The sequence below is a fragment of the Streptococcus fermentans genome (assembly GCF_040888305.1).
In the GTDB taxonomy this organism is placed as follows: domain Bacteria; phylum Bacillota; class Bacilli; order Lactobacillales; family Streptococcaceae; genus Streptococcus; species Streptococcus fermentans.
On sequence record NZ_JBFNFG010000007.1, the window covers coordinates 54678 to 76589 of the forward strand.

At 39.5% G+C, this 21912-nt stretch carries 17 protein-coding genes, 1 tRNA gene, 1 pseudogene and 1 other annotated feature; of the genes and pseudogenes, 17 read left to right on the forward strand and 2 right to left on the reverse strand.

Going from position 1 to position 21912, the window contains the following annotated elements; all coding sequences use genetic code 11:
* Nucleotides 1-17 precede the first annotated feature (17 nt).
* The 14 genes and pseudogenes from AB2B50_RS07335 to pyk all read left to right on the forward strand — a co-directional run bounded on the left by AB2B50_RS07335 (nucleotide 18) and on the right by pyk (nucleotide 16431).
* Nucleotides 18-1241 carry an FtsW/RodA/SpoVE family cell cycle protein gene (locus AB2B50_RS07335; protein ID WP_320692866.1) on the forward strand — a complete coding sequence of 408 codons (1224 nt, stop codon included), beginning with the start codon at nucleotides 18-20 and terminating at the stop codon, nucleotides 1239-1241.
* Between the two features lie 10 nt (nucleotides 1242-1251).
* Nucleotides 1252-1803, forward strand: coding sequence for a DJ-1 family glyoxalase III (locus AB2B50_RS07340; protein ID WP_320692867.1), 552 nt, complete (start codon nucleotides 1252-1254; stop codon nucleotides 1801-1803).
* A 105-nt stretch (nucleotides 1804-1908) separates the two neighbouring features.
* Nucleotides 1909-2472 carry an HAD family hydrolase gene (locus AB2B50_RS07345; RefSeq protein WP_320692868.1) on the forward strand — a complete coding sequence of 188 codons (564 nt, stop codon included), beginning with the start codon at nucleotides 1909-1911 and terminating at the stop codon, nucleotides 2470-2472.
* A 29-nt stretch (nucleotides 2473-2501) separates the two neighbouring features.
* Nucleotides 2502-4448, forward strand: a complete 1947-nt coding sequence (gene gyrB, locus AB2B50_RS07350) for a DNA topoisomerase (ATP-hydrolyzing) subunit B (protein ID WP_320692869.1) — start codon at nucleotides 2502-2504, stop codon at nucleotides 4446-4448.
* A gap of 81 nt (nucleotides 4449-4529) precedes the next feature.
* Entirely contained in the window at nucleotides 4530-6257 is a 1728-nt protein-coding gene (gene ezrA, locus AB2B50_RS07355) for a septation ring formation regulator EzrA (protein ID WP_320692870.1), read from the forward strand.
* A 262-nt stretch (nucleotides 6258-6519) separates the two neighbouring features.
* A complete protein-coding gene (pgdA, locus tag AB2B50_RS07360) occupies nucleotides 6520-7911 on the forward strand; it encodes a peptidoglycan-N-acetylglucosamine deacetylase PgdA (RefSeq protein WP_320692871.1) in 1392 nt (463 codons plus the stop codon).
* A gap of 87 nt (nucleotides 7912-7998) precedes the next feature.
* Nucleotides 7999-8129: a sequence feature (ribosomal protein L20 leader region), on the forward strand.
* A 15-nt stretch (nucleotides 8130-8144) separates the two neighbouring features.
* The gene (gene infC / locus AB2B50_RS07365) at nucleotides 8145-8675 is read left to right on the forward strand and encodes a translation initiation factor IF-3 (protein ID WP_000848177.1); all 531 of its coding nucleotides are present in this window, start codon (nucleotides 8145-8147) and stop codon (nucleotides 8673-8675) included.
* Nucleotides 8676-8707: 32 nt separating this feature from the next.
* Complete coding sequence (gene rpmI, locus AB2B50_RS07370; RefSeq protein WP_003003453.1) at nucleotides 8708-8908, forward strand: 50S ribosomal protein L35; 201 nt, start codon at nucleotides 8708-8710, stop codon at nucleotides 8906-8908.
* Nucleotides 8909-8959: 51 nt separating this feature from the next.
* On the forward strand, nucleotides 8960-9319 hold the full coding sequence (rplT, locus tag AB2B50_RS07375) for a 50S ribosomal protein L20 (protein ID WP_000124830.1): 360 nt from the start codon (nucleotides 8960-8962) through the stop codon (nucleotides 9317-9319).
* A 57-nt stretch (nucleotides 9320-9376) separates the two neighbouring features.
* Entirely contained in the window at nucleotides 9377-9763 is a 387-nt protein-coding gene (gloA, locus tag AB2B50_RS07380) for a lactoylglutathione lyase (protein ID WP_000157160.1), read from the forward strand.
* Between the two features lie 50 nt (nucleotides 9764-9813).
* A pseudogene (locus AB2B50_RS07385) lies at nucleotides 9814-10552 on the forward strand (B3/B4 domain-containing protein).
* A 116-nt stretch (nucleotides 10553-10668) separates the two neighbouring features.
* On the forward strand, nucleotides 10669-13770 hold the full coding sequence (locus AB2B50_RS07390) for a DNA polymerase III subunit alpha (RefSeq protein ID WP_320692872.1): 3102 nt from the start codon (nucleotides 10669-10671) through the stop codon (nucleotides 13768-13770).
* An 81-nt stretch (nucleotides 13771-13851) separates the two neighbouring features.
* Nucleotides 13852-14859, forward strand: a complete 1008-nt coding sequence (pfkA, locus tag AB2B50_RS07395) for a 6-phosphofructokinase (protein ID WP_000820873.1) — start codon at nucleotides 13852-13854, stop codon at nucleotides 14857-14859.
* 66 nt (nucleotides 14860-14925) lie between these two features.
* The gene (pyk, locus tag AB2B50_RS07400) at nucleotides 14926-16431 is read left to right on the forward strand and encodes a pyruvate kinase (protein WP_014713116.1); all 1506 of its coding nucleotides are present in this window, start codon (nucleotides 14926-14928) and stop codon (nucleotides 16429-16431) included.
* A 509-nt stretch (nucleotides 16432-16940) separates the two neighbouring features.
* Here pyk and AB2B50_RS07405 read toward each other — a convergent pair.
* Together AB2B50_RS07405 and AB2B50_RS07410 are read right to left on the reverse strand one after the other, a co-directional pair.
* Nucleotides 16941-17013 (reverse strand) — tRNA-Thr (locus AB2B50_RS07405).
* Nucleotides 17014-17130: 117 nt separating this feature from the next.
* Entirely contained in the window at nucleotides 17131-17880 is a 750-nt protein-coding gene (locus AB2B50_RS07410) for a lysophospholipid acyltransferase family protein (protein ID WP_248034602.1), read from the reverse strand.
* Nucleotides 17881-18012: 132 nt separating this feature from the next.
* Between AB2B50_RS07410 and AB2B50_RS07415 the strand changes: the two genes are divergently transcribed.
* The 3 genes from AB2B50_RS07415 (at nucleotide 18013) to AB2B50_RS07425 (ending at nucleotide 21911) form a co-directional block, all read left to right on the forward strand.
* Nucleotides 18013-20349, forward strand: coding sequence for a cation-translocating P-type ATPase (locus AB2B50_RS07415; protein WP_320692873.1), 2337 nt, complete (start codon nucleotides 18013-18015; stop codon nucleotides 20347-20349).
* Between the two features lie 100 nt (nucleotides 20350-20449).
* Entirely contained in the window at nucleotides 20450-21127 is a 678-nt protein-coding gene (locus tag AB2B50_RS07420; protein WP_320692874.1) for a tRNA (adenine(22)-N(1))-methyltransferase, read from the forward strand.
* A complete protein-coding gene (locus AB2B50_RS07425) occupies nucleotides 21114-21911 on the forward strand; it encodes a Nif3-like dinuclear metal center hexameric protein (RefSeq protein WP_320692875.1) in 798 nt (265 codons plus the stop codon). Before AB2B50_RS07420 ends, AB2B50_RS07425 begins: the two co-directional genes overlap by 14 nt.
* Nucleotide 21912 lies beyond the last annotated feature (1 nt).

The following is a 21912-nucleotide window of genomic DNA, read 5'->3' on the forward strand; positions in this document are numbered from 1 at the left end:
GAATGAAGGAGACCTTTATGAAACGTTCTCTCGACTCTCGGGTCGATTATAGTTTAATATTGCCAGTATTCTGTTTGCTGGTGATTGGAGTTGTGGCTATTTACATAGCTGTCAGCCATGACTATCCTCAAAATATTTGGCCTATTCTAGGTCAGCAACTAGCATGGATCGTCTTGGGAATTATCATCAGCTTTGTAGTCATGTTTTTTAATACAAAATTTTTATGGCAGGCGACTCCCTATCTCTACGCCCTAGGTCTAGTCCTTATGGTTTTACCCTTGGTTTTTTACAATCCAAATTTAGTGGCAGCAACAGGGGCCAAGAACTGGGTGTCAATTGGAGGAGTGACACTTTTCCAACCTTCCGAATTCATGAAAATTTCCTATATTTTGATCTTGGCTCGGGTCATTGTCCAATTCACACAAAAACATAAGGAAAAAGAACGAACGATTGCATTAGACTTTCACTTGATATTGTGGTTGATTGTCTTCACACTGCCAGTTTTAGTTTTACTGGCCTTGCAGAGTGACTTAGGAACGGCCTTGGTTTTTGTCGCAATCTTTGCTGGACTGGTCTTGCTTTCTGGCGTTTCTTGGAAAATTATCATTCCAATTTTTGCGACAGTTGTGTCAGGAATTACAGGATTTTTGGCAATTTTCATCACAAAAGATGGGCGTGCCTTTATGCATCAGATCGGGATGCCAACCTATCAGATCAACCGTATCCTTGCTTGGCTCAATCCCTTTGATTATGCACAAACGACCACCTATCAACAGGCCCAAGGGCAAATCGCTATCGGAAGTGGAGGCTTATTTGGTCAAGGATTTAATGTATCCAATCTCTTAATTCCTGTTCGTGAGAGTGATATGATTTTTACAGTCATTGCAGAAGATTTTGGTTTTATTGGTTCTGTCCTTGTAATCACACTTTATCTCCTACTTATCTATCGAATGTTAAAAATCACTCTGAAGTCCAATAACCAATTTTATACCTACATTTCAACTGGCTTCATTATGATGCTCTTGTTCCATATTTTTGAAAATATTGGTGCAGTGACAGGCCTCCTTCCTTTGACAGGGATTCCTCTGCCATTCATTTCCCAAGGGGGATCAGCCATTATCAGTAATCTGATTGGTGTTGGTTTGCTTCTATCGATGAGTTATCAAACGCATCTAGCTGAAGAAAAGAGCGGTAAGACAAGATTTAAACGGAAGAAAGTTGTATTGAAAAAAGTTAAATAAGGAGTAAATTATGGCTAAAGTAGCAGTTATCTTAGCAGATGGCTTTGAAGAAATCGAAGCCCTAACAGTTGTGGACGTATTACGTCGTGCCAATATTACTTGTCATATGGTTGGTTTTGAAGCCCAAGTGACGGGATCACATGCCATCCAAGTACAAGCAGATCGTGTGTTTGATGGTGATTTATCTGACTACGACATGATTGTCTTACCAGGAGGTATGCCAGGATCAGCTCACTTGCGTGATAATGAGCAATTGATTGCTGAACTTCAAAAATTTGAGCAAGTTGGTAAAAATGTAGCAGCCATTTGTGCAGCACCAATTGTACTGAATCGAGCTGGTCTCCTCAAGGATAAAGTGTTTACCTGCTATGATGGTGTCCAAGAGCAAATTGCTGATGGTCACTATCGCAAGGAAACAGTAGTTGTTGATGGTCAGCTGACTACTAGTCGCGGGCCAGCAACTGCCCTTGCCTTTGCTTATAACCTAGTGGAACAACTTGGTGGCGATGCAGATGCTTTAAGAGAAGCCATGCTCTATCGTGATGTGTTTGGATTAGATTAACTAAAACGAGAGGAATCTATCAATTAGGGGATTCTTCTCGTTTTTTACTGTTAAAATAGAAGGAAATCGTCGCTTTTTTGATAAAAAAATGCTATAATGAAGGGTATGAAATATCACGATTACATCTGGGATTTAGGTGGAACTTTACTTGATAATTATGAGACTTCGACCGCTGCTTTTGTGGAAACATTAGCTCAATTTGGAATCGAAGAAGAACATGATAAAGTTTATAATGCCTTGAAAGTGTCAACTGCTTTTGCGATTGACCAATTTGCCCCAACAATAGAGCATTTTTTAGAGAAATATAAGGAAAATGAAGCGCGAGAGCTTGAACATCCTGCCTTGTTTGAGGGAGTACCTGCTTTATTGGAGGAAATCTCAGACCAGGGAGGACGGAACTTTTTAGTTTCGCATCGCAATGACCAAGTTTTGGAAATCCTTGAAAAGACTGGAATTGCTGCCTATTTTACAGAAGTAGTAACAGCTAGCTCTGGCTTTAAGAGAAAACCAAATCCAGAGTCTATGATCTATTTGCGAGATAAGTATAAGATTAGTTCTGGTATCGTGATTGGTGACCGACCTATAGACATTGAAGCTGGACAAGCAGCTGACTTAGCGACGCATCTCTTTGAAAATATCGTGACATTGAGACAAGTATTAGACATGTAAGAAAAAGGAAAATAAGAAAAAGGGAAAAAATGACAGAAGAAATCAAAAACCAACAGGCACAGGATTATGATGCCAGTCAGATTCAAGTTTTGGAAGGTCTGGAAGCCGTTCGTATGCGTCCTGGAATGTATATCGGGTCGACTTCAAAAGAAGGCCTACACCACCTAGTCTGGGAAATCGTTGATAACTCTATCGATGAGGCCTTGGCGGGATTTGCTAGTCATATCGAGGTCTTTATTGAACCGGATGATTCCATTACAGTGGTCGATGATGGACGTGGTATTCCAGTTGATATCCAAGAAAAGACAGGCCGTCCTGCCGTTGAAACAGTCTTTACTGTTCTTCATGCCGGAGGTAAATTCGGCGGTGGCGGATACAAGGTATCTGGTGGACTCCATGGTGTAGGGTCATCCGTTGTAAATGCTCTTTCAACACAGTTGGATGTTCGTGTTCATAAAAACGGTAAGATTCATTACCAAGAATACCGTCGTGGACATGTTGTTGCTGATCTCGAGGTAATTGGAGACACAGATAAAACAGGAACAATCGTTCACTTTACTCCAGACCCAGAAATTTTTACAGAAACAACAACCTTTGATTTCGATACATTAAACAAACGTATCCAAGAACTCGCCTTTCTGAATCGTGGCCTTCAAATCTCCATCACTGACAAGCGTGAGGGACTTGAACAAACAAAACACTACCACTACGAAGGTGGGATTGCGAGCTATGTTGAGTATATCAATGAAAACAAGGATGTCATTTTTGAAAAACCAATCTACACTGATGGAGAAATGGATGATATCACAGTCGAAGTAGCCATGCAGTACACAACTGGTTACCATGAAAATGTCATGAGTTTCGCCAATAACATTCATACACATGAAGGCGGAACACATGAACAAGGTTTCCGTACAGCCCTAACTCGTGTCATTAACGACTACGCTCGTAAAAACAAACTCCTCAAAGACAATGAAGATAATCTAACAGGTGAGGATGTCCGTGAAGGATTGACTGCTGTTATCTCTGTGAAGCATCCAAATCCTCAGTTTGAAGGACAAACGAAAACTAAACTTGGAAATAGTGAAGTTGTCAAGATTACCAACCGACTCTTTAGTGAAGCATTTTCAGACTTCCTAATGGAAAATCCTCAGATTGCTAAGCGTATCGTTGAAAAAGGGATTCTGGCAGCTAAGGCGCGTGTCGCAGCCAAGCGTGCGCGTGAGGTTACTCGTAAGAAATCTGGTTTAGAGATTTCAAACCTTCCAGGGAAATTAGCAGATTGTTCCTCAAACAATCCAGCTGAAACTGAACTTTTCATCGTCGAAGGAGATTCAGCAGGAGGTTCTGCAAAGTCTGGTCGTGACCGTGAATTCCAAGCGATTTTACCAATTCGCGGTAAAATCCTCAACGTTGAAAAGGCCAGCATGGATAAAATCCTTGCCAATGAAGAAATCCGTAGCCTTTTCACAGCTATGGGAACAGGCTTTGGTGCTGAATTTGATGTCAGCAAGGCCCGTTACCAAAAACTCGTTATTATGACGGATGCCGATGTTGATGGAGCCCACATCCGTACCCTCTTGTTAACGTTGATTTATCGTTATATGAAACCCGTTTTAGAAGCAGGTTATGTTTATATCGCTCAACCACCAATTTACGGTGTTAAGGTCGGCAGTGAAATTAAAGAATACATCCAACCTGGAGCAGATCAAGAAACCCGTCTACAGGAAGCCTTAGCTCGCTATAGTGAAGGACGTTCAAAACCAACTATTCAGCGTTATAAAGGTCTTGGAGAAATGGATGATCATCAACTTTGGGAAACAACCATGAACCCAGAACATCGTCTCATGGCGCGTGTATCAGTTGATGATGCTGCAGAAGCAGATAAAATCTTTGATATGCTCATGGGTGACCGCGTAGAACCACGTCGAGAATTTATCGAAGAAAATGCTGTCTACAGTACGCTTGACGTTTAAAAAAATTGGGAAATAGTTCCCATGGTTTGAAAAATATGATATAATCATTACAATTGTTTCATGTATAAAAAGGAGTTTGATATGTCTGATAATCTGTTGATTATTACTATGATTGCAATCGCGGCTCTTCTGATTATTGCATATGTTGTGGCAGTTTTGTTACGCAAACGCAATGAAAAGAGGCTCGCAGTATTAGAAGAAAGAAAGGAAGAGTTGTATAACCTTCCAGTTAACGATGAAGTAGAAGCTGTTAAGAATATGCACCTGATTGGTCAAAGTCAGATTGCATTTAGAGAGTGGAACCAAAAATGGGTAGACCTATCACTCAACTCATTTGCGGATATTGAGAATAACCTGTTTGAAGCAGAAGGTTACAATAATTCATTTCGCTTTTTGAAAGCTCAACACAAAATTGATCAAATCGAAAGCCAGATTACCCTTATCGAAGAAGATATTGCTTCCATTCGAAATGCTTTGGCAGATCTAGAAAAACAAGAATCCAAAAATAGTGGTCGTGTCTTGCATGCTTTAGATTTATTTGAAAGCCTACAGAAATCGGTCGTGGAAGATTCTGAGAAATATGGTCAAGCACTCCTTGAAATTGAAAAACAAATTGAGAACATCCAATCAGAATTTTCTCAATTTGTGACTCTAAACTCTTCAGGAGATCCAGTTGAAGCAGCAGGAATTTTGGATAACGCGGAAAACCATATTCTCGCTTTGACACATATCGTAGAGAGAATTCCGGCAATTGTTACTAAACTAACTACTGAACTCCCTGATCAACTTGAAGATCTAGAGGCTGGCTATCGTAAGTTGCTTGATGCCAACTATCACTTTGTAGAAACTGACATTGAATCACGTTTGCAGTTGTTGTATGAAGCCTTGAAAAATAACCAAGAAAATATTAAAAAATTGGAATTGGACAATGCTGAATATGAAAACACTCAGATTCAAGAAGAAATCAATGCTCTCTATAATATTTTCACACGAGAGATTGCTTCTCAAAAAGTTGTTGAAAACTTGCTGTCAACACTTCCAACCTACCTTGACCACTTAAAAGACAATAATCAAGTCTTGGTGAAAGACATCGAGCGTTTGAGCAAGACCTACTTGATGGCTGAGAGTGATGTAAATCATGTTCGTCGTCTTCAAGTGGATTTGGATTCCCTAGAACTTACAGTTAGCGATTTGACTTCAGAACAAGAGGAATATTCAGAAGCTTACTCTGTATTGGAAGAACGTTTAGAAAATGTTCAATCTACATTAAAAGAAATTGAAGATGATCAAGTTTCAGTGAGCGAACGTCTAGTACAAATTGAAAAAGATGATGTTAATGCTCGTCAAAAGGCAAATGTTTACGTCAATCGACTGCACACAATCAAGCGCTACATGGAAAAGAGAAATCTTCCAGGAATCCCACAGAACTTCTTGAAATTGTTCTTTGCTGCTAGCCATAGTACTGAGGATTTGATGGCAGAGTTGGAACAGTCACAAGTCAACATTGAGTCTGTTAATCGTATCCTAGAAATTGCATCACATGATATGGAAGTTTTGGAAACAGAAACTTACAGTATTGTGCAATATGCAACCTTGACAGAGCAATTGCTTCAATATTCTAATCGCTACAGATCATTTGATGAAGGGATTCAACAAGCCTTCCATGAATCTTTAGAAATCTTTGAAAATGCCTTTGATTATCAAGCATCTTTCGAAAAGATTTCCCAAGCTTTGGAAGTTGCTGAACCAGGGGTAACAAATCGCTTTGTTTCCTCATATGAAAAAACAAGAGAAATCATTCGATTTTAATTAAGAAAAGGCGGTGGGACAGAAATCGGTAGACAAAATCTCGACTTCGTAGTCCCAGCTCCGCGAAGATGATTAGGAGTTTTTGGAGTCTAAAAGACCAACAAAAAGTCCAATCAGCTACCGCGTCAAAGTTTGATTGCAAATAAAAAGTGAGGTAGGGATCTTTTGTCCCAACCTCTTTCTTTTACCTATCTTATTTGAAAAAATGGACATTTTCCTATTTATCATTGAAATTATAGGTCTGATTTGATATGATAAAACTATGACAAAAAAAAGAACAAACCGTAAAGCAAACGACAAGAAGAGAAGAAATTTGTGGATTATTGTGGGGCTTCTATTCTTCACAATCTTAACATTAGGTGCTGGTATTGCTTATAAAGTCTTGACGAAGCAAGCTTTTGAACAAAAAATTGAAGCACTGAAAAAAGAAAAAGATGATTCCTATTCACAAGGAAGTCAGAAGGATCATTTTCGTAAGGGGCAGGCAGAAATCATCACCTTCTATCCTATGACGGGGGACAAGGTCATTACCTCTGTTCAGGATATCATTGTAAAAGATATCACGGATAAGGTAGAAGATAAAGAACATTTGATTTTTTACTACTCTGAAAAAGATTCTTCCTCCATCAAAGGTGTGGAGAGCCATCTTGTAAAAAAACAGGCCTATGATTTGAGTGATTCTACTGTTGTGGAATTAGAAAATACATCGTTAGATCAGCTTTATCTTAAGGAAGATGGGACCCTGTTTACATTAGATCAGCTCTTTACAGATGCTAGCAAAGCTAAGGAAAAGTTTCTTGAGGATATCAAGTCAACACTTCTTGATAAAAAGATTGAGCAAACACTTGTTGATCAAGTAATAGCCGATTTTACAGCTAGCGATTTATCATCTTGGAAGTTTGCATACAAAGATAGTCAATTGGTTCTTTATCCAATCAAAGCAACCAATAATGTAGAAGAAATAGCTTTGCCTATTTCAGATTTCTTTGATGTTATCCAATCGTCCTATCTAACTGAAAAGGATGCAGAACTTTATAAGAAGGCTCAGGCTGAGAAAAATAAAAAAGTAGTAGCTCTTACCTTTGATGATGGACCGGATGGAAATACAACTCCACAAGCTTTAGATATTCTAGCCAAGTATAAGATCAAAGCAACCTTCTTTGTACAAGGAAAGAATATTGCAGGTAATGAGTCGATTCTTAAACGTATGCAGTCTGAAGGTCATGAAGTTGGAAACCATAGTTGGAATCACCCGGTTTTAACAAAACTGTCATTGGAAGACGCTAAGAAACAGCTTACAGATACCGAAGATGCTATTACAAAAGTTCTTGGGAAAAGCTCTAAATTGATGCGTCCACCATACGGTGCAATCTCAGATGATATTCGTAATAGCCTTGATTTAAGCTTTATCATGTGGGATGTGGATAGTTTGGATTGGAAGAGTAAAAATGAAGCTGCGATTTTGACAGAAATTCAGCGTCAGGTAAGCAATGGCTCTATCATTTTGATGCATGATATCCATCAAACATCTGTTAATTCACTACCAAAAGTAATTGAGTATCTACAGGGACAAGGATATAGTTTTGTGACTGTATCAGATCTACTCAACACTCGTTTGAAGCCACATGAGATTTACTATTCTCGTAACCAGTAAGTTCACAGTAGGCAAATATTTAAAAAAATTAAAAAAAGATAGTTTTAATCTTGACAAGTAGGGGAAAACTTGATATCATATAAAAGTTGAGAAAAGCAGAAGTGAGAACTTCTCGCCTTACGACTAACGTTGTCTGGCCCCTACGGATCAAATTTCAGAAATGAAATACAATCATGTAGTGCGGGTTTGCGTTAGCAAGTCCGCTCTTGTTTTTCTCTAAATTAAAAAAAGAGGTGAAAACCATAGCAAAGCAAGACTTATTCATCAATGATGAAATTCGTGTACGCGAAGTTCGCTTAATCGGTCTTGAAGGTGAGCAATTGGGTATCAAACCACTAAGCGAAGCGCAAGCACTTGCGGACGAAGCTAATGTGGACTTGGTTCTCATTCAACCTCAAGCTAAACCTCCTGTTGCAAAAATTATGGACTACGGTAAGTTCAAATTTGAGTATCAGAAGAAACAAAAAGAGCAGCGCAAAAAACAAAGCGTTGTGACCGTGAAAGAAGTTCGCTTGAGCCCCGTTATCGACAAGGGTGATTTCGAAACTAAACTTCGCAATGCTCGCAAGTTCCTTGAAAAAGGAAACAAAGTGAAGGTATCCATTCGCTTTAAGGGGCGTATGATCACCCATAAAGAGATTGGTGCAAAAGTTTTAGCCGAGTTCGCTGAAGCAACTCAAGACATTGCTATCATTGAACAACGTGCTAAAATGGATGGACGCCAAATGTTCATGCAATTGGCGCCAGCAACTGACAAAAAATAATTGTCAGAAAGTTAAATAAAGGAGAAAAAATCATGCCAAAACAAAAAACACACCGCGCATCAGCTAAACGTTTCAAACGTACAGGTTCTGGTGGACTTAAACGTTTCCGTGCTTACACATCTCACCGTTTCCACGGAAAAACTAAAAAACAACGTCGTCATCTTCGTAAAGCATCTATGGTGCATGCAGGAGATTTCAAACGTATCAAAGCAATGCTTACTCGCTTGAAATAATCGCGTATTTGTAAGTAAACAATTCTAGGAAATATTTGGAGGAAATAAAACATGGCACGTGTTAAAGGTGGCGTTGTATCACGCAAACGTCGTAAACGTATTCTTAAATTAGCAAAAGGTTACTATGGAGCTAAACACATCTTGTTCCGTACTGCAAAAGAACAAGTAATGAACTCTTACTACTATGCATACCGTGACCGTCGTCAAAAGAAACGTGACTTCCGTAAATTGTGGATCACACGTATCAATGCGGCAGCTCGTTTGAACGGACTTTCATACTCACAATTGATGCATGGTTTGAAATTGGCTGAGATCGAAGTTAACCGTAAAATGCTTGCTGACTTGGCTGTTAACGATGCAGCAGCTTTCACAGCTCTTGCAGATGCAGCTAAAGCAAAACTTGGTAAATAATTATTCATAAGACTGGTGCAAGTTTGTCCCAGTCTTTTTTAAACAAAGGAGAAAAAAATGGCTTCAAAAATGCTACACACATGCTTGCGAGTAGAAAATCTTGAAAAATCAATCGCTTTTTATCAGGATGCCTTTGGTTTTAAGGAATTACGTCGTAGAGACTTTCCAGACTATGCATTCACTATTGTTTATCTTGGACTTGAAGGTGATGATTATGAGTTAGAGTTGACTTACAACTATGATCACGGACCTTATGTTGTCGGTGACGGTTTTGCTCACATCGCCTTAAGCACACCTGATCTTGAGGCTCTTCATAAAGAACATAGCGACAAAGGCTATGAAGTGACAGCACCTAATGGACTTCCAGGGACTCAACCAAACTATTACTTTATCAAAGATCCAGATGGATACAAGGTAGAAGTGATTCGTGAAAATTCATTATAGTTCGTATCGAGTAGCTTGTAGGCTACTCGTTTTTTTGAATTTGTAGTAGAATGAAAGAAAAAGATTGGAGGAAGGTCAGGGAAGGCTATATAAAAGATGATTTTTGGCAACTGTTTCCAGATGCTCAAATCAGTGTATTGGTGGTAAAAGGTCTTGACAATACTATTGATGAGAGTGAGGATCCATATTTTAATGCTTTGCTAGACGAAGGGAACAAAAAATCTCAGACTTTTATACCAGATGAAAATTTCACTCAGAATGAAGTGATTCAAGAATGGCGTCAGGCATTCACTTAACTCAAAACAAAAAAATGTGCTCGGTTCTTCTATTGGGGCTTTATTAAAACGTGTAAGTCAAGGAAGAGAATTTAATCCAATAAATCCTTTGGTAGATATCTATAATAGCGTCTCACTTTCTTACGCAGTTCCTTGTGGGGGAGAGGATTTAGCTAAGATTGTTGGTGACTTATGTCTTGGAAGAGCTCAAGGGAATGAATCCTTCTTTCCACTAGGGGCTGAAAGTGATGCTCCTGCCTTAGCTGATGAAATGATTTATTTTGATGAACAAGGTGCGGTTTGTCGGTGTTTAAACTGGCGTGAAGCCCAAAGAACCATGTTAACGCAAGAAACCGAAGATGCTGTTTTAATCATTGAAGCCATCATTGAAAAGCAGGCACCACGAGCTCGGGAAGCAATGCTAGAACTACATACTAAAATTGGTAAATATTTTGGTGTTAGTGGCAAGATCAGTTACTTGATAACTACAAATCCTATCCTAGAGGTAGAATAATGAATGGGAATCACAGTTAATTCAACTGTGGTTCTTTTTTTCCAAGGGAAGAAAGAAATTGTTTTTCTATTTTTTAAAATGGTATAATATAAGGAGAAAAAGGGAGGTGATAGCGAGTGATTGCACAACTTGATACAAAAACGGTTTATAGTTTCATGGAGAGTATGATTTCCATTCAGAAGTATGTTGACCAAGGGAAAGCATACGGCTACTCAGCACTTGGAATCATGGATATTGATAATCTCTATGGAGCTTATTATTTTATCAAAGAGTGCCAAAAGCAAGGGATTCAGCCCTTATTAGGTCTTGAGGTGACCGTTCATCATAAGGCAGAACTGATTAATCTGCGCTTTCTAGCCCTATCAAATCGTGGTTATCGAAATCTTATGAAGCTTTCGAGTCAAAAAATGACAGGTAAAAAGGAATGGACTGATTTTTCCCCTTACCTTGAAGATATTTGCATCATTGTTCCCTACTTTCAGGAAATAGTTAATTTGGATTTGGGACATGACTACTATATCGGAGTGTATCCAGATACAGCTCAGTCGAATTTTTCTCACCCCATTCTCCCACTTTATCGTGTTAATTCTTTCGAAGCTGAGGATTTAGAAACGCTCCAAATGCTCAAGGCGATTAAGGAAAATGTGACCTTGCGAGAGGTGGATGTTCAAGCTCAACAAGGCTTGTTTTTACCTGCTGACCGTTTAGAACAGATTTTTTTAGAGAAATTTCCACTCGCGCTTGAAAATCTTGCAAGATTAATCAAGGAAGCTTCCTATGAGATTGATAGTAGTCTCAAGCTTCCACGCTTCAATCCAGAGAGACCAGCTGTTGAAGAGTTGCGTGAAAGAGCAAGAAATGGTTTGCAAGAGAAAGGGCTCCTAAGTCAGCCTTATTTGGCTCGTTTAGAAGAAGAGCTATCTGTGATTCATGACATGGGATTCGATGACTATTTCTTGGTTGTCTGGGACCTCTTACGTTTCGGTCGTTCTCAAGGATATTATATGGGTATGGGACGTGGATCTGCAGTTGGAAGTCTAGTGGCCTATGCCTTAGATATCACTGGTATTGACCCTGTGGCTAAGAATCTCATTTTTGAGCGCTTTTTAAATCGTGAACGTTATACCATGCCCGATATCGATATTGATATTCCCGATATCTATCGTCCTGAATTTATCCGCTATGTTCGTGACCGTTATGGTAGTATTCACGCTGCTCAGATTGTTACTTACTCAACCTTTGGTGCCAAACAGGCTATCCGAGATGTTTTTAAACGGTATGGTGTTCCCGAGTATGAGTTGACATCTATAACCAAAAAAATTGGTTTCAAAGATACCTTAACAAGTGCCTATGAAGGGAATCTAGGATTTAGACAACTGATTCAAGGTAAGATTGAGTACCAAAAGGCTTTTGAAATTGCTAAAAAGATAGAAGGCTATCCTCGGCAAACTTCCATCCACGCTGCTGGTGTCGTGATTAGTGATAAAAATCTAACAGACTATATTCCTCTTAAGTATGGAGAGGATATGCTCATTACCCAGTATGATGCTCATGGAGTTGAAGGAAATGGTTTGCTCAAGATGGATTTCTTGGGCTTAAGAAACCTAACTTTCGCTCAAAAAATGCAGGAGCTCTTATTTGAAACTCAAGGAATTCAGTTAAGGATTGAGGATATTGACCTTGAGGATAGGGAAACTTTAGCCCTCTTTGCAGCTGGGAAGACCAAGGGGATTTTTCAGTTTGAACAACCTGGAGCTATCCGTTTATTGAAACGAGTGAAGCCACAAAACTTTGAAGAAGTAGTAGCAACAACTTCTTTAAACCGACCAGGTGCGAGCGACTATATTGATAACTTTGTGGCTCGAAAACATGGTAAAGAAAAGGTAACAGTTCTGGACCCAGTTTTGGAAGATATTCTGGCTCCAACTTATGGCATTATGCTTTACCAAGAACAGGTGATGCAAGTAGCTCAGCGTTATGCTGGCTTTAGTCTTGGAAAGGCCGATATTTTACGTCGGGCTATGGGAAAAAAGAATGCTGCCGAGATGCACCGAATGGAGGAGAGTTTTATCCAAGGTGCCCTCGAAAAAGGTCATGGAAAGGAACAGGCTCAGCAGGTTTTTGCTGTCATGGAAAAATTTGCTGGTTATGGTTTCAACCGATCGCATGCTTATGCTTATGCGGCTTTAGCCTTCCAGCTTGCTTACTTTAAAACACATTACCCAGAAATCTTTTATCAAGTTATGCTCAACTATGCCAGTGGAGATTATATTCTCGATGCCCTTGAAATGGACTTTGAACTGACACCACTTTCTATCAATACAATTCCGTATCTGGATAAATTGACAGACAAGACTATCTACTTGGGACTTAAGAGTATCAAGGGGATGCCTCGAGATTTTGCCTATTGGATTTTAGAGAATCGTCCTTTTAGTAGTGTCGAAGATTTTGTCACTCGCTTGCCTAAAAATTATCAGAAGTTGAGTCTTTTAACTCCCCTAGTCGAGATTGGTTTATTCGATAGTTTTGAAAAAAATCGCCAAAAAATCTTATCCAACTTACCTACTTTATTTATTTTTGTGGAAGAATTGGGTAGTTTATTTGCAGATAATAGCTACAATTGGCTTGAGAGTGAGGATTTTACGCAAGTCGAAAAGTTTCGTAAGGAACAGGAGTGGCTTGGAGTCGGTATCAGTCCGCATCCCTTACTGATTTTAGCAAAGAATCCCCTCTATCCAATTGTGAGTTTGTCTGAACTATCTGAAGGACAGACAGCTACAGTACTCGTTGAGATACAGTCTATCCGAGTAATCAGAACTAAAAAAGGTGAAAATATGGCCTTTTTGAAAGTTAGTGATAGCAAATCAAATTTGGAAGTTACTGTTTTTTCTGACCAGTATCGCCAATTTAACAATCTCTTACATGAAGGAAGATTTTACTACCTTAATGGAAAAGTACAGGCAAGAGATGGTCGCCTTCAATTAGTATTAAATAATTTAAAAGAAGCAGTGAGTGAACGATTTTGGATTCAGGCTGCTGATCATGAACATGATTCTGAAATTTATCATATTTTAGAACAATACAAGGGACAAATTCCAGTCATTATACGCTACGAAAATGAACAAAAAAATGTTCTTTTGCCGGGCTATTTTGTTGCAAAAGATGTTAGTTTGCAGGAATCTTTGAGTCAAATAACTATGAAAACGATTTATCGTTAAAAATCAATGAAAATAAAAGAATTTTAACTTTAATTGTGGTATAATCAGTTAGAATGTTAAAAGAAAAAGGAGCAAAACCAAATGAAACGTATTGCTGTTTTGACTAGTGGTGGAGACGCCCCTGGTATGAATGCTGCCATCCGTGCAGTTGTTCGTCAAGCAATCTCAGAAGGAATGGAAGTTTTTGGTATCTATGATGGATACGCTGGTATGGTTGCTGGTGAGATTTATCCACTTGATGCTGCTTCAGTAGGAGACATCATTTCACGTGGTGGTACTTTCCTTCACTCTGCTCGTTATCCTGAGTTTGCAAAACTCGAAGGTCAACTTAAAGGGATTGAGCAGTTGAAAAAACACGGTATCGAAGGTGTCGTGGTTATCGGTGGTGACGGTTCTTATCACGGAGCTATGCGCTTGACTGAGCATGGATTCCCTGCTATCGGACTTCCAGGAACAATCGATAACGATATCGTAGGTACTGATTTCACAATCGGATTTGATACTGCAGTTACAACTGCAATGGATGCCATCGATAAGATTCGTGATACCTCATCAAGTCACCGTCGTACTTTCGTAGTTGAAGTTATGGGACGTAATGCTGGAGATATTGCTCTTTGGGCTGGTATTGCCACTGGTGCTGATGAAATTATCATCCCTGAAGAAGGCTTCAAGATGGAAGACATCGTAGCAAGTATCAAAGCTGGATATGAACACGGTAAGAAACACAACATTATCGTTTTGGCAGAAGGTGTTATGTCAGCGGCTGAATTTGGTCAAAAGCTAAAAGAAGCTGGAGATACAAGCGACCTTCGTGTAACTGAACTTGGTCATATCCAACGTGGTGGATCTCCAACTGCTCGTGACCGTGTATTGGCGTCACGCATGGGTGCACATGCTGTTAAACTTCTTAAACAAGGAATCGGTGGTGTCGCTGTTGGTATTCGCAATGAGAAAATGGTTGAAAATCCAATTCTTGGAACTGCAGAAGAAGGAGCTTTGTTTAGCCTAACAGCTGATGGTAAGATTGTTGTTAACAACCCTCATAAAGCTGACCTTGAACTTTCTGCTTTGAACAAGAGCTTGTCATAATCAACTTTAACTAAACTGGTAAAATGACCATAAAAGGTCAAATTATATAAAGGAGTCACAAAAATCATGAACAAACGTGTAAAAATCGTTGCAACTTTGGGTCCTGCGGTAGAAATCCGTGGTGGTAAAAAATTTGGTGATGACGGATACTGGGGTGAAAAACTTGACGTTGAAGCTTCAGCTAAAAACATTGCTCAATTGATTGAAGCAGGAGCTAACACTTTCCGTTTCAACTTCTCACACGGTGACCACCAAGAACAAGGTGACCGTATGGCAACTGTTAAACTTGCAGAAAAACTTGCAGGTAAAAAAGTTGGTTTCCTTCTTGACACTAAAGGACCAGAAATCCGTACTGAATTGTTTGAAGGTGAAGCTAAAGAGTACTCATACAAAACTGGTGAAAAAATCCGTGTTGCAACTAAACAAGGAATCAAATCAACTCGTGAAGTGATTGCTTTGAACGTTGCTGGAGCTCTTGACATCTATGATGACGTTGAAGTTGGTCGCCAAGTATTGGTTGACGATGGTAAACTTGGTCTTCGTGTTGTAGAAAAAGACGATGCAACTCGTGAATTTGTCGTTGAAGTTGAAAACGACGGTGTAATCGCTAAACAAAAAGGTGTAAACATCCCTAACACTAAAATTCCTTTCCCAGCTCTTGCTGAACGTGATAACGCTGATATCCGCTTCGGTCTTGAACAAGGTATCAACTTCATCGCGATCTCATTCGTACGTACTGCAAAAGACGTTAACGAAGTTCGTGCAATCTGTGAAGAAACTGGTAACGGTCACGTTCAATTGTTCGCTAAAATCGAAAACCAACAAGGTATCGATAACTTGGACGAAATCATTGAAGCTGCTGACGGTATCATGATCGCTCGTGGTGACATGGGTATCGAAGTACCATTTGAAATGGTTCCAGTTTACCAAAAAATGATCATCACTAAAGTGAACGCTGCTGGTAAAGTTGTTATCACTGCAACAAACATGCTTGAAACAATGACTGAAAAACCACGTGCAACTCGTTCAGAAGTATCAGACGTATTTAACGCTGTTATCGACGGAACTGATGCTACAATGCTTTCAGGTGAGTCAGCAAATGGTAAATACCCACTTGAGTCTGTTCGTACAATGGCAACTATCGATAAGAACGCTCAAACTCTTCTTAACGAGTACGGACGTTTGAACTCAGATTCATTTGAACGTAACTCTAAGACAGAAGTTATGGCTTCAGCAGTTAAAGACGCTACAAACTCAATGGACATCAAATTGGTTGTAACTCTTACTAAGACTGGTCACACAGCACGTTTGATCTCTAAATATCGTCCAAATGCTGATATCTTGGCATTGACATTTGACGAATTGACAGAACGTGGATTGATGTTGAACTGGGGTGTTATCCCAATGTTGACAGAAGCTCCATCATCAACTGATGACATGTTTGAAATTGCAGAACGTAAAGCAGTTGAAGCAGGTCTTGTACAATCTGGTGACGATATCGTTATCGTTGCAGGTGTGCCACTTGGTGAAGCAGTTCGTACTAACACAATGCGTATCCGCACTGTACGTTAATCTAACATTAAAAAGCCTATCATATCAAGCTTTCTAGCTTGTGTGATAGGTCTTTTTTTGTGACGAGGGGCAAAATATATCATTTTCCTTTCAATGCTAAGGTATAAACTACAGTTTGCCCTGTAACTTTTGCTGTAATTAAAGATTTCATTGGTCATCTTTGTATCTTTATGACTAAACTTAGCTAGGATTTTTTGGATAATAAGTCTATAAGTGTATGATTGAGGCTTGAGCTTATTGATGTTTGTGCAGAAAGGTTTGCTAAAAGATAGGGTTTAGTAGAGTTTAGGAAAATAAAAAAAGCTCTCTGGAAAAACCAGAAAGCTTTGAGAGGCATCTCCATGTGAGAAACAGGTTCACACAATTTCTCAAGGTCCGCTCCTGCGTTATGACCTCCTTTGCTCAATAGTAGCTCTCGCTACATATCGACTCATCGCAAGTTTTATTTTACTATAAGGTCAATAAAATGTCAATAAAAAAAGTTCCTATACCAAGGAACTGATGAACAATGCTAATTGCCGGGATCGAACCGGCGACCTCATCCTTACCATGGATGCGCTCTGCCTACTGAGCTAAATCAGCTTACTTAAAAAGTATACTATAGAATCAAATCTTTGTCAATAAAATGTTTTATTTAAAAGTAATCAGCTGTCAGTCAAACTAAAATGGCTTAAGAGAATATCCCTCAGCCATTTTATTCTAACCCAATTGATTTTGTTTTTTTTCTGGATTCCAGATAAAACTTGCAATAAAGCTAAAGATGATGGTAATAATCGCAACTAAGACAGCAAGAATCAGTGCTGGTATGCGAATAAACCACCACAAAGGATTTGGTTTTTTGTTATTGTGCCATTGTTTTGTTTCCTCATCCAGACGTTGGAATTCTGATTGGATACGTTCAGCAACCATCTCAATTCCTTCATCATTCATTTTCTTAATGTCTGAGATATCGATAGGATTTCCGAAGTTCATATCGACACGTTCACGACTGATGAGTCCTTTTAAGGTCATTGGACCAGTGTAAGTAACTGGCATGATGCGAACCTTGGCCATTTTAGCAATCAGAGCTACGCCCCCTTTGACATCGTTAGAATGACGACTACCACTTGGAAACATGATGAGAGATCGGTCGCTCTTTTTAAGGACATTGATAGGATATTTGATAGCCGAAGCGCTAGGATTCTCCCGATCAATAGGAAAGGCACCACACATACGGATCCACCAACCAAAGATTCGATTAGAGAACAGTTCCTTTTTAGCCATAAAGACAAATTGCTTTGGTTTGGTCGCAAATGCCATGTAGACAGGATCCCACCAAGTACGATGGGGAGCAACTAGGATATAGTTTTCATCTTGACTCGGAATTTTATCAGTATTATGATAGTGAGCATTACCGTTGATAGACCAAAGAATCAACATAACGAGCCCACGAAGATAAGTATAAAACATGGTGTCTCCTTCAATTTTCTTTCTTTTATTATACCTTATCATACTAGGACAAGCAAATGTTTTTTTGTTTAGGCTGAATTGCTCTTCATATGAAATTAGAATTATTTTTAAAAAAATGATATGATAGAATTTATGGATAAAAATAAAATTATAGGCTTAAGCCAATCAGAAGTTAATGAACGTCAGAAACAGGGACAGGTCAATGATTTCAAAGCATCAGCTAGTACCAGTACTTGGCAGATTGTAAAACGAAATGTCTTTACTCTCTTCAATGCTTTAAACTTTGCTATTGCATTAGCGCTCGCTTTTGTTCAAGCCTGGAGCAACCTGGTTTTCTTTGCGGTTATCTGTTTTAATGCTTTTTCAGGAATTGTAACCGAGCTACGTGCCAAGCATATGGTTGATAAACTCAATCTCTTGAATAAAGAAAAGATTACGACTATTCGTGATGGACAAGAGATTGCTTTAGACCCTGAAGAGCTTGTTTTGGATGATGTGATTCGCTTGTCTGCAGGGGATCAAATTCCAAGTGATGCGATTGTATTAGAAGGCTTTGCAGAAGTCAATGAAGCCATGTTAACGGGCGAGAGCGACTTGGTGCAAAAAGAAGTAGAAGACTTAATGCTGTCCGGTAGTTTTCTTGCCAGTGGCTCTGTCTTTGCTCGAGTTCATCATGTAGGGGCAGATAACTATGCAGCTAAACTCATGCTTGAAGCTAAAACAGTTAAACCAATCAATTCTCGTATCATGAAATCGCTAGACCAGCTAGCAGGCTTTACTGGAAAAATTATCATTCCTTTTGGTATTGCTCTCTTGCTTGAAGCCTTGGTCTTGAAAGGTTTACCACTGAAGTCTTCTGTAGTGAATTCCTCTACAGCTCTTTTGGGAATGTTGCCTAAGGGGATTGCTCTCTTGACCATTACCTCTCTTTTAACCGCTGTTATCAAGCTTGGTTTGAAAAAGGTCTTGGTGCAGGAGATGTACTCTGTTGAAACCCTTGCGCGCGTGGATATGCTCTGCTTGGATAAGACAGGTACCATCACCCAAGGTAAGATGCAGGTTGAGACTGTTCTTCCTCTTACTCAAGTTTATGATCAAAATGCTATTGCTGACATACTAACTAGCTATATATCCCACAGTGAGGATAAAAATCCAACTGCTCAAGCTATTCGAAAGCGTTTTGTGGGAGAAGTAGCTTATCCGATGATTTCAAGTCTTCCATTTTCAAGCGATCGTAAATGGGGAGCAATGGAGTTGGAAGGTCTTGGAACTGTTTTTCTAGGCGCACCAGAGATGTTATTGAATGCTGAAGTTCCTGAGGCTAGAGAAGCTCTCGAACGAGGATCTCGTGTCTTAGTTCTGGCCCTCAGTCAAGAAAAACTTGATCACCACAAACCGCAGAAACCATCGGATATGCAGGCCTTGGCTTTGCTTGAGATTCTAGATCCAATCCGAGAAGGGGCAGCTGAAACTCTAGACTATCTTCGTTCTCAGGAAGTGGGGCTGAAAATTATCTCTGGTGATAATCCAGTTACTGTTTCAAGTATTGCTCAAAAAGCTGGTTTTGCAGACTACCACAGCTACGTAGATTGCTCGAAAATTACTGATGAAGAGTTGATTGCCATGGCTGAGGAAACAGCGATTTTCGGACGTGTCTCTCCTCATCAAAAGAAACTGATCATCCAAACGTTGAAAAAAGCAGGTCATACTACAGCCATGACAGGAGACGGTGTCAATGATATTCTAGCTCTTCGTGAGGCAGACTGTTCCATCGTTATGGCTGAAGGAGATCCAGCGACTCGTCAGATTGCAAATCTGGTCCTCTTGAACTCAGACTTTAATGATGTCCCTGAGATTCTCTTTGAAGGTCGTCGTGTGGTCAATAACATTGCCCACATTGCTCCAATTTTCTTGATTAAGACAATCTATTCTTTCTTGTTAGCAGTTATCTGTATTGCAAGTGCATTGTTGGGACGTACTGAATGGATTCTGATTTTCCCATTTATTCCGATTCAGATTACCATGATTGACCAGTTTGTGGAAGGATTCCCACCGTTCGTATTGACCTTTGAGCGAAATATTAAACCAGTCGAACAAAACTTCCTCAGAAAATCCATGCTCCGTGCACTACCAAGTGCCTTGATGGTAGTCTTTAGTGTTCTCTTTGTTAAAATTTTTGGAACAAGTCAAGGTTGGTCAGCGATTGAAATTTCGACACTTCTGTACTATCTACTAGCCTCAATTGGCTTCTTATCAGTAGTTAGAGCTTGCTTGCCATTTAGTCTATGGCGTGTCCTCTTGATTATTTGGTCAGTTGGTGGCTTCCTTGGAACTGCTCTTTTTCCAAGAATCCAAAAACTACTTGAAATTTCAACACTGACAGGACAAACATTACCTGTCTATGGTGTCATGATGTTGATCTTTGCTATCATTTTCATCCTGACAAGTCGTTATCAAGCTAAAAGATAAAGAAAGGCTGCAATCCATGATTGCGGTCTTTTTAGGAGCAGGATTGCCAGATAAAATATGGTATAATAAAGGGAAATAGAGTTTTTGAAAGTGAGAAAAAATGATTTCGAAGAGATTAGAAACGGTGGCTTCTTTTGTTCCCCAAGGAGCCGTTTTGCTAGATGTAGGAAGCGATCATGCTTATCTACCCATTGAATTGGTTGAAAAAGGTCATATCGATCGTGCCATTGCAGGAGAGGTTGTAGAAGGTCCCTATCAATCTGCAGTAAAAAATGTTGAAAGTCACGGATTAGCTGAGAAAATCCAGGTTCGTTTAGCCAATGGTTTAGCAGCATTTGAAGAAAGTGACCAGGTTTCTGTCATCACTATTGCAGGAATGGGTGGTCGCTTGATTGCTACGATATTAGAAGAAGGATTAGACAAACTTGCCAATGTTGAGCGTTTGATTCTTCAACCCAATAATCGTGAAGATGAGTTGCGTTCTTGGTTACAAGAACACGGTTTTCAAATCATAGCAGAAAGCATTCTAGAAGAAGCTGGGAAATTCTACGAGATCATAGTTGCAGAAGCTGGTAAAATGAATCTATCAGCCACTGATGTCCGCTTTGGCCCATTCTTGTCCAAAGAAGTCAGTCCAGTCTTCATCCAAAAATGGCAAAAAGAAGCTGCTAAGCTTGAGTTTGCCCTTAGTCAAATTCCAGAAAAAAATCAAGAAGAACGTCAGGTTCTAGCAGATAAAATTCAAGCCATTAAGGAGGTGCTCCATGAAAGCAAGTGAAGTGATTAAGCGTTATGAAGCCTATTGCCCACAAGAATTTTCTATGGAAGGTGATAGTCGTGGTTTGCAAATTGGCACCCTAGACAAGGAAATTCAAAAGGTCATGGTTGCCCTTGATATCCGTGAAGAGACAGTCGCTGAAGCTATTGATAGGGGTGTTGATTTGATTATCGTTAAGCACGCCCCTATCTTTCGTCCAATCAAGGACTTGGTAGCTAGTCGTCCTCAAAATCAGATTTATATCAATCTCATCAAGCATGATATCGCCGTCTACGTCAGTCATACTAATATTGATATTGTTGAAAATGGTCTCAATGACTGGTTCTGCCAACTGTTAGATATTAAAGATACAACCTATATACAGGAAACAGGTCCTGAACGTGGGATTGGCCGTATTGGAACTATTAGACCTCAAACATTTAAGGGATTTGCTGACCATGTTAAGGAAGTCTTTGGTCTAGATAGCCTTCGTATGGTGTATTATCAAGAGAAGGATTTGCAAAAGACAATCTCAAGAGTGGCTATCTGTGGTGGCAGTGGGCAATCTTTCTATTCTGATGCTTTAGCAAAAGGAGCAGATCTTTATATCACTGGTGATATTTATTATCATACTGCCCAGGATATGTTATCTGACGGTTTGCTGGCATTAGATCCAGGCCACTATATCGAAGTGCTTTTTGTGGAAAGAATTGCAGCGCTCTTGAACGAATGGAAGGAAGAGAATGCTTGGTTGCTAGAAGTAGTCGCAAGTCAGGCTTCTACCAATCCATTCCATCATATCTAGT

Bases quoted from the DNA above. Each gene is read 5' to 3' on its own strand.
- AB2B50_RS07345 (WP_320692868.1), top strand. From the start codon at position 1,909: ATGAAATATCACGATTACATCTGGGATTTAGGTGGAACTTTACTTGAT.
- gloA (WP_000157160.1), top strand. From the start codon at position 9,377: ATGGCTTCAAAAATGCTACACACATGCTTGCGAGTAGAAAATCTTGAA.
- AB2B50_RS07410 (WP_248034602.1), bottom strand. From the start codon at position 17,880: ATGTTTTATACTTATCTTCGTGGGCTCGTTATGTTGATTCTTTGGTCT.
- pfkA (WP_000820873.1), top strand. From the start codon at position 13,852: ATGAAACGTATTGCTGTTTTGACTAGTGGTGGAGACGCCCCTGGTATG.
- AB2B50_RS07335 (WP_320692866.1), top strand. From the start codon at position 18: ATGAAACGTTCTCTCGACTCTCGGGTCGATTATAGTTTAATATTGCCA.
- AB2B50_RS07340 (WP_320692867.1), top strand. From the start codon at position 1,252: ATGGCTAAAGTAGCAGTTATCTTAGCAGATGGCTTTGAAGAAATCGAA.
- rpmI (WP_003003453.1), top strand. From the start codon at position 8,708: ATGCCAAAACAAAAAACACACCGCGCATCAGCTAAACGTTTCAAACGT.
- ezrA (WP_320692870.1), top strand. From the start codon at position 4,530: ATGTCTGATAATCTGTTGATTATTACTATGATTGCAATCGCGGCTCTT.
- pgdA (WP_320692871.1), top strand. From the start codon at position 6,520: ATGACAAAAAAAAGAACAAACCGTAAAGCAAACGACAAGAAGAGAAGA.
- AB2B50_RS07420 (WP_320692874.1), top strand. From the start codon at position 20,450: ATGATTTCGAAGAGATTAGAAACGGTGGCTTCTTTTGTTCCCCAAGGA.
- rplT (WP_000124830.1), top strand. From the start codon at position 8,960: ATGGCACGTGTTAAAGGTGGCGTTGTATCACGCAAACGTCGTAAACGT.
- gyrB (WP_320692869.1), top strand. From the start codon at position 2,502: ATGACAGAAGAAATCAAAAACCAACAGGCACAGGATTATGATGCCAGT.
- AB2B50_RS07415 (WP_320692873.1), top strand. From the start codon at position 18,013: ATGGATAAAAATAAAATTATAGGCTTAAGCCAATCAGAAGTTAATGAA.
- AB2B50_RS07425 (WP_320692875.1), top strand. From the start codon at position 21,114: ATGAAAGCAAGTGAAGTGATTAAGCGTTATGAAGCCTATTGCCCACAA.
- pyk (WP_014713116.1), top strand. From the start codon at position 14,926: ATGAACAAACGTGTAAAAATCGTTGCAACTTTGGGTCCTGCGGTAGAA.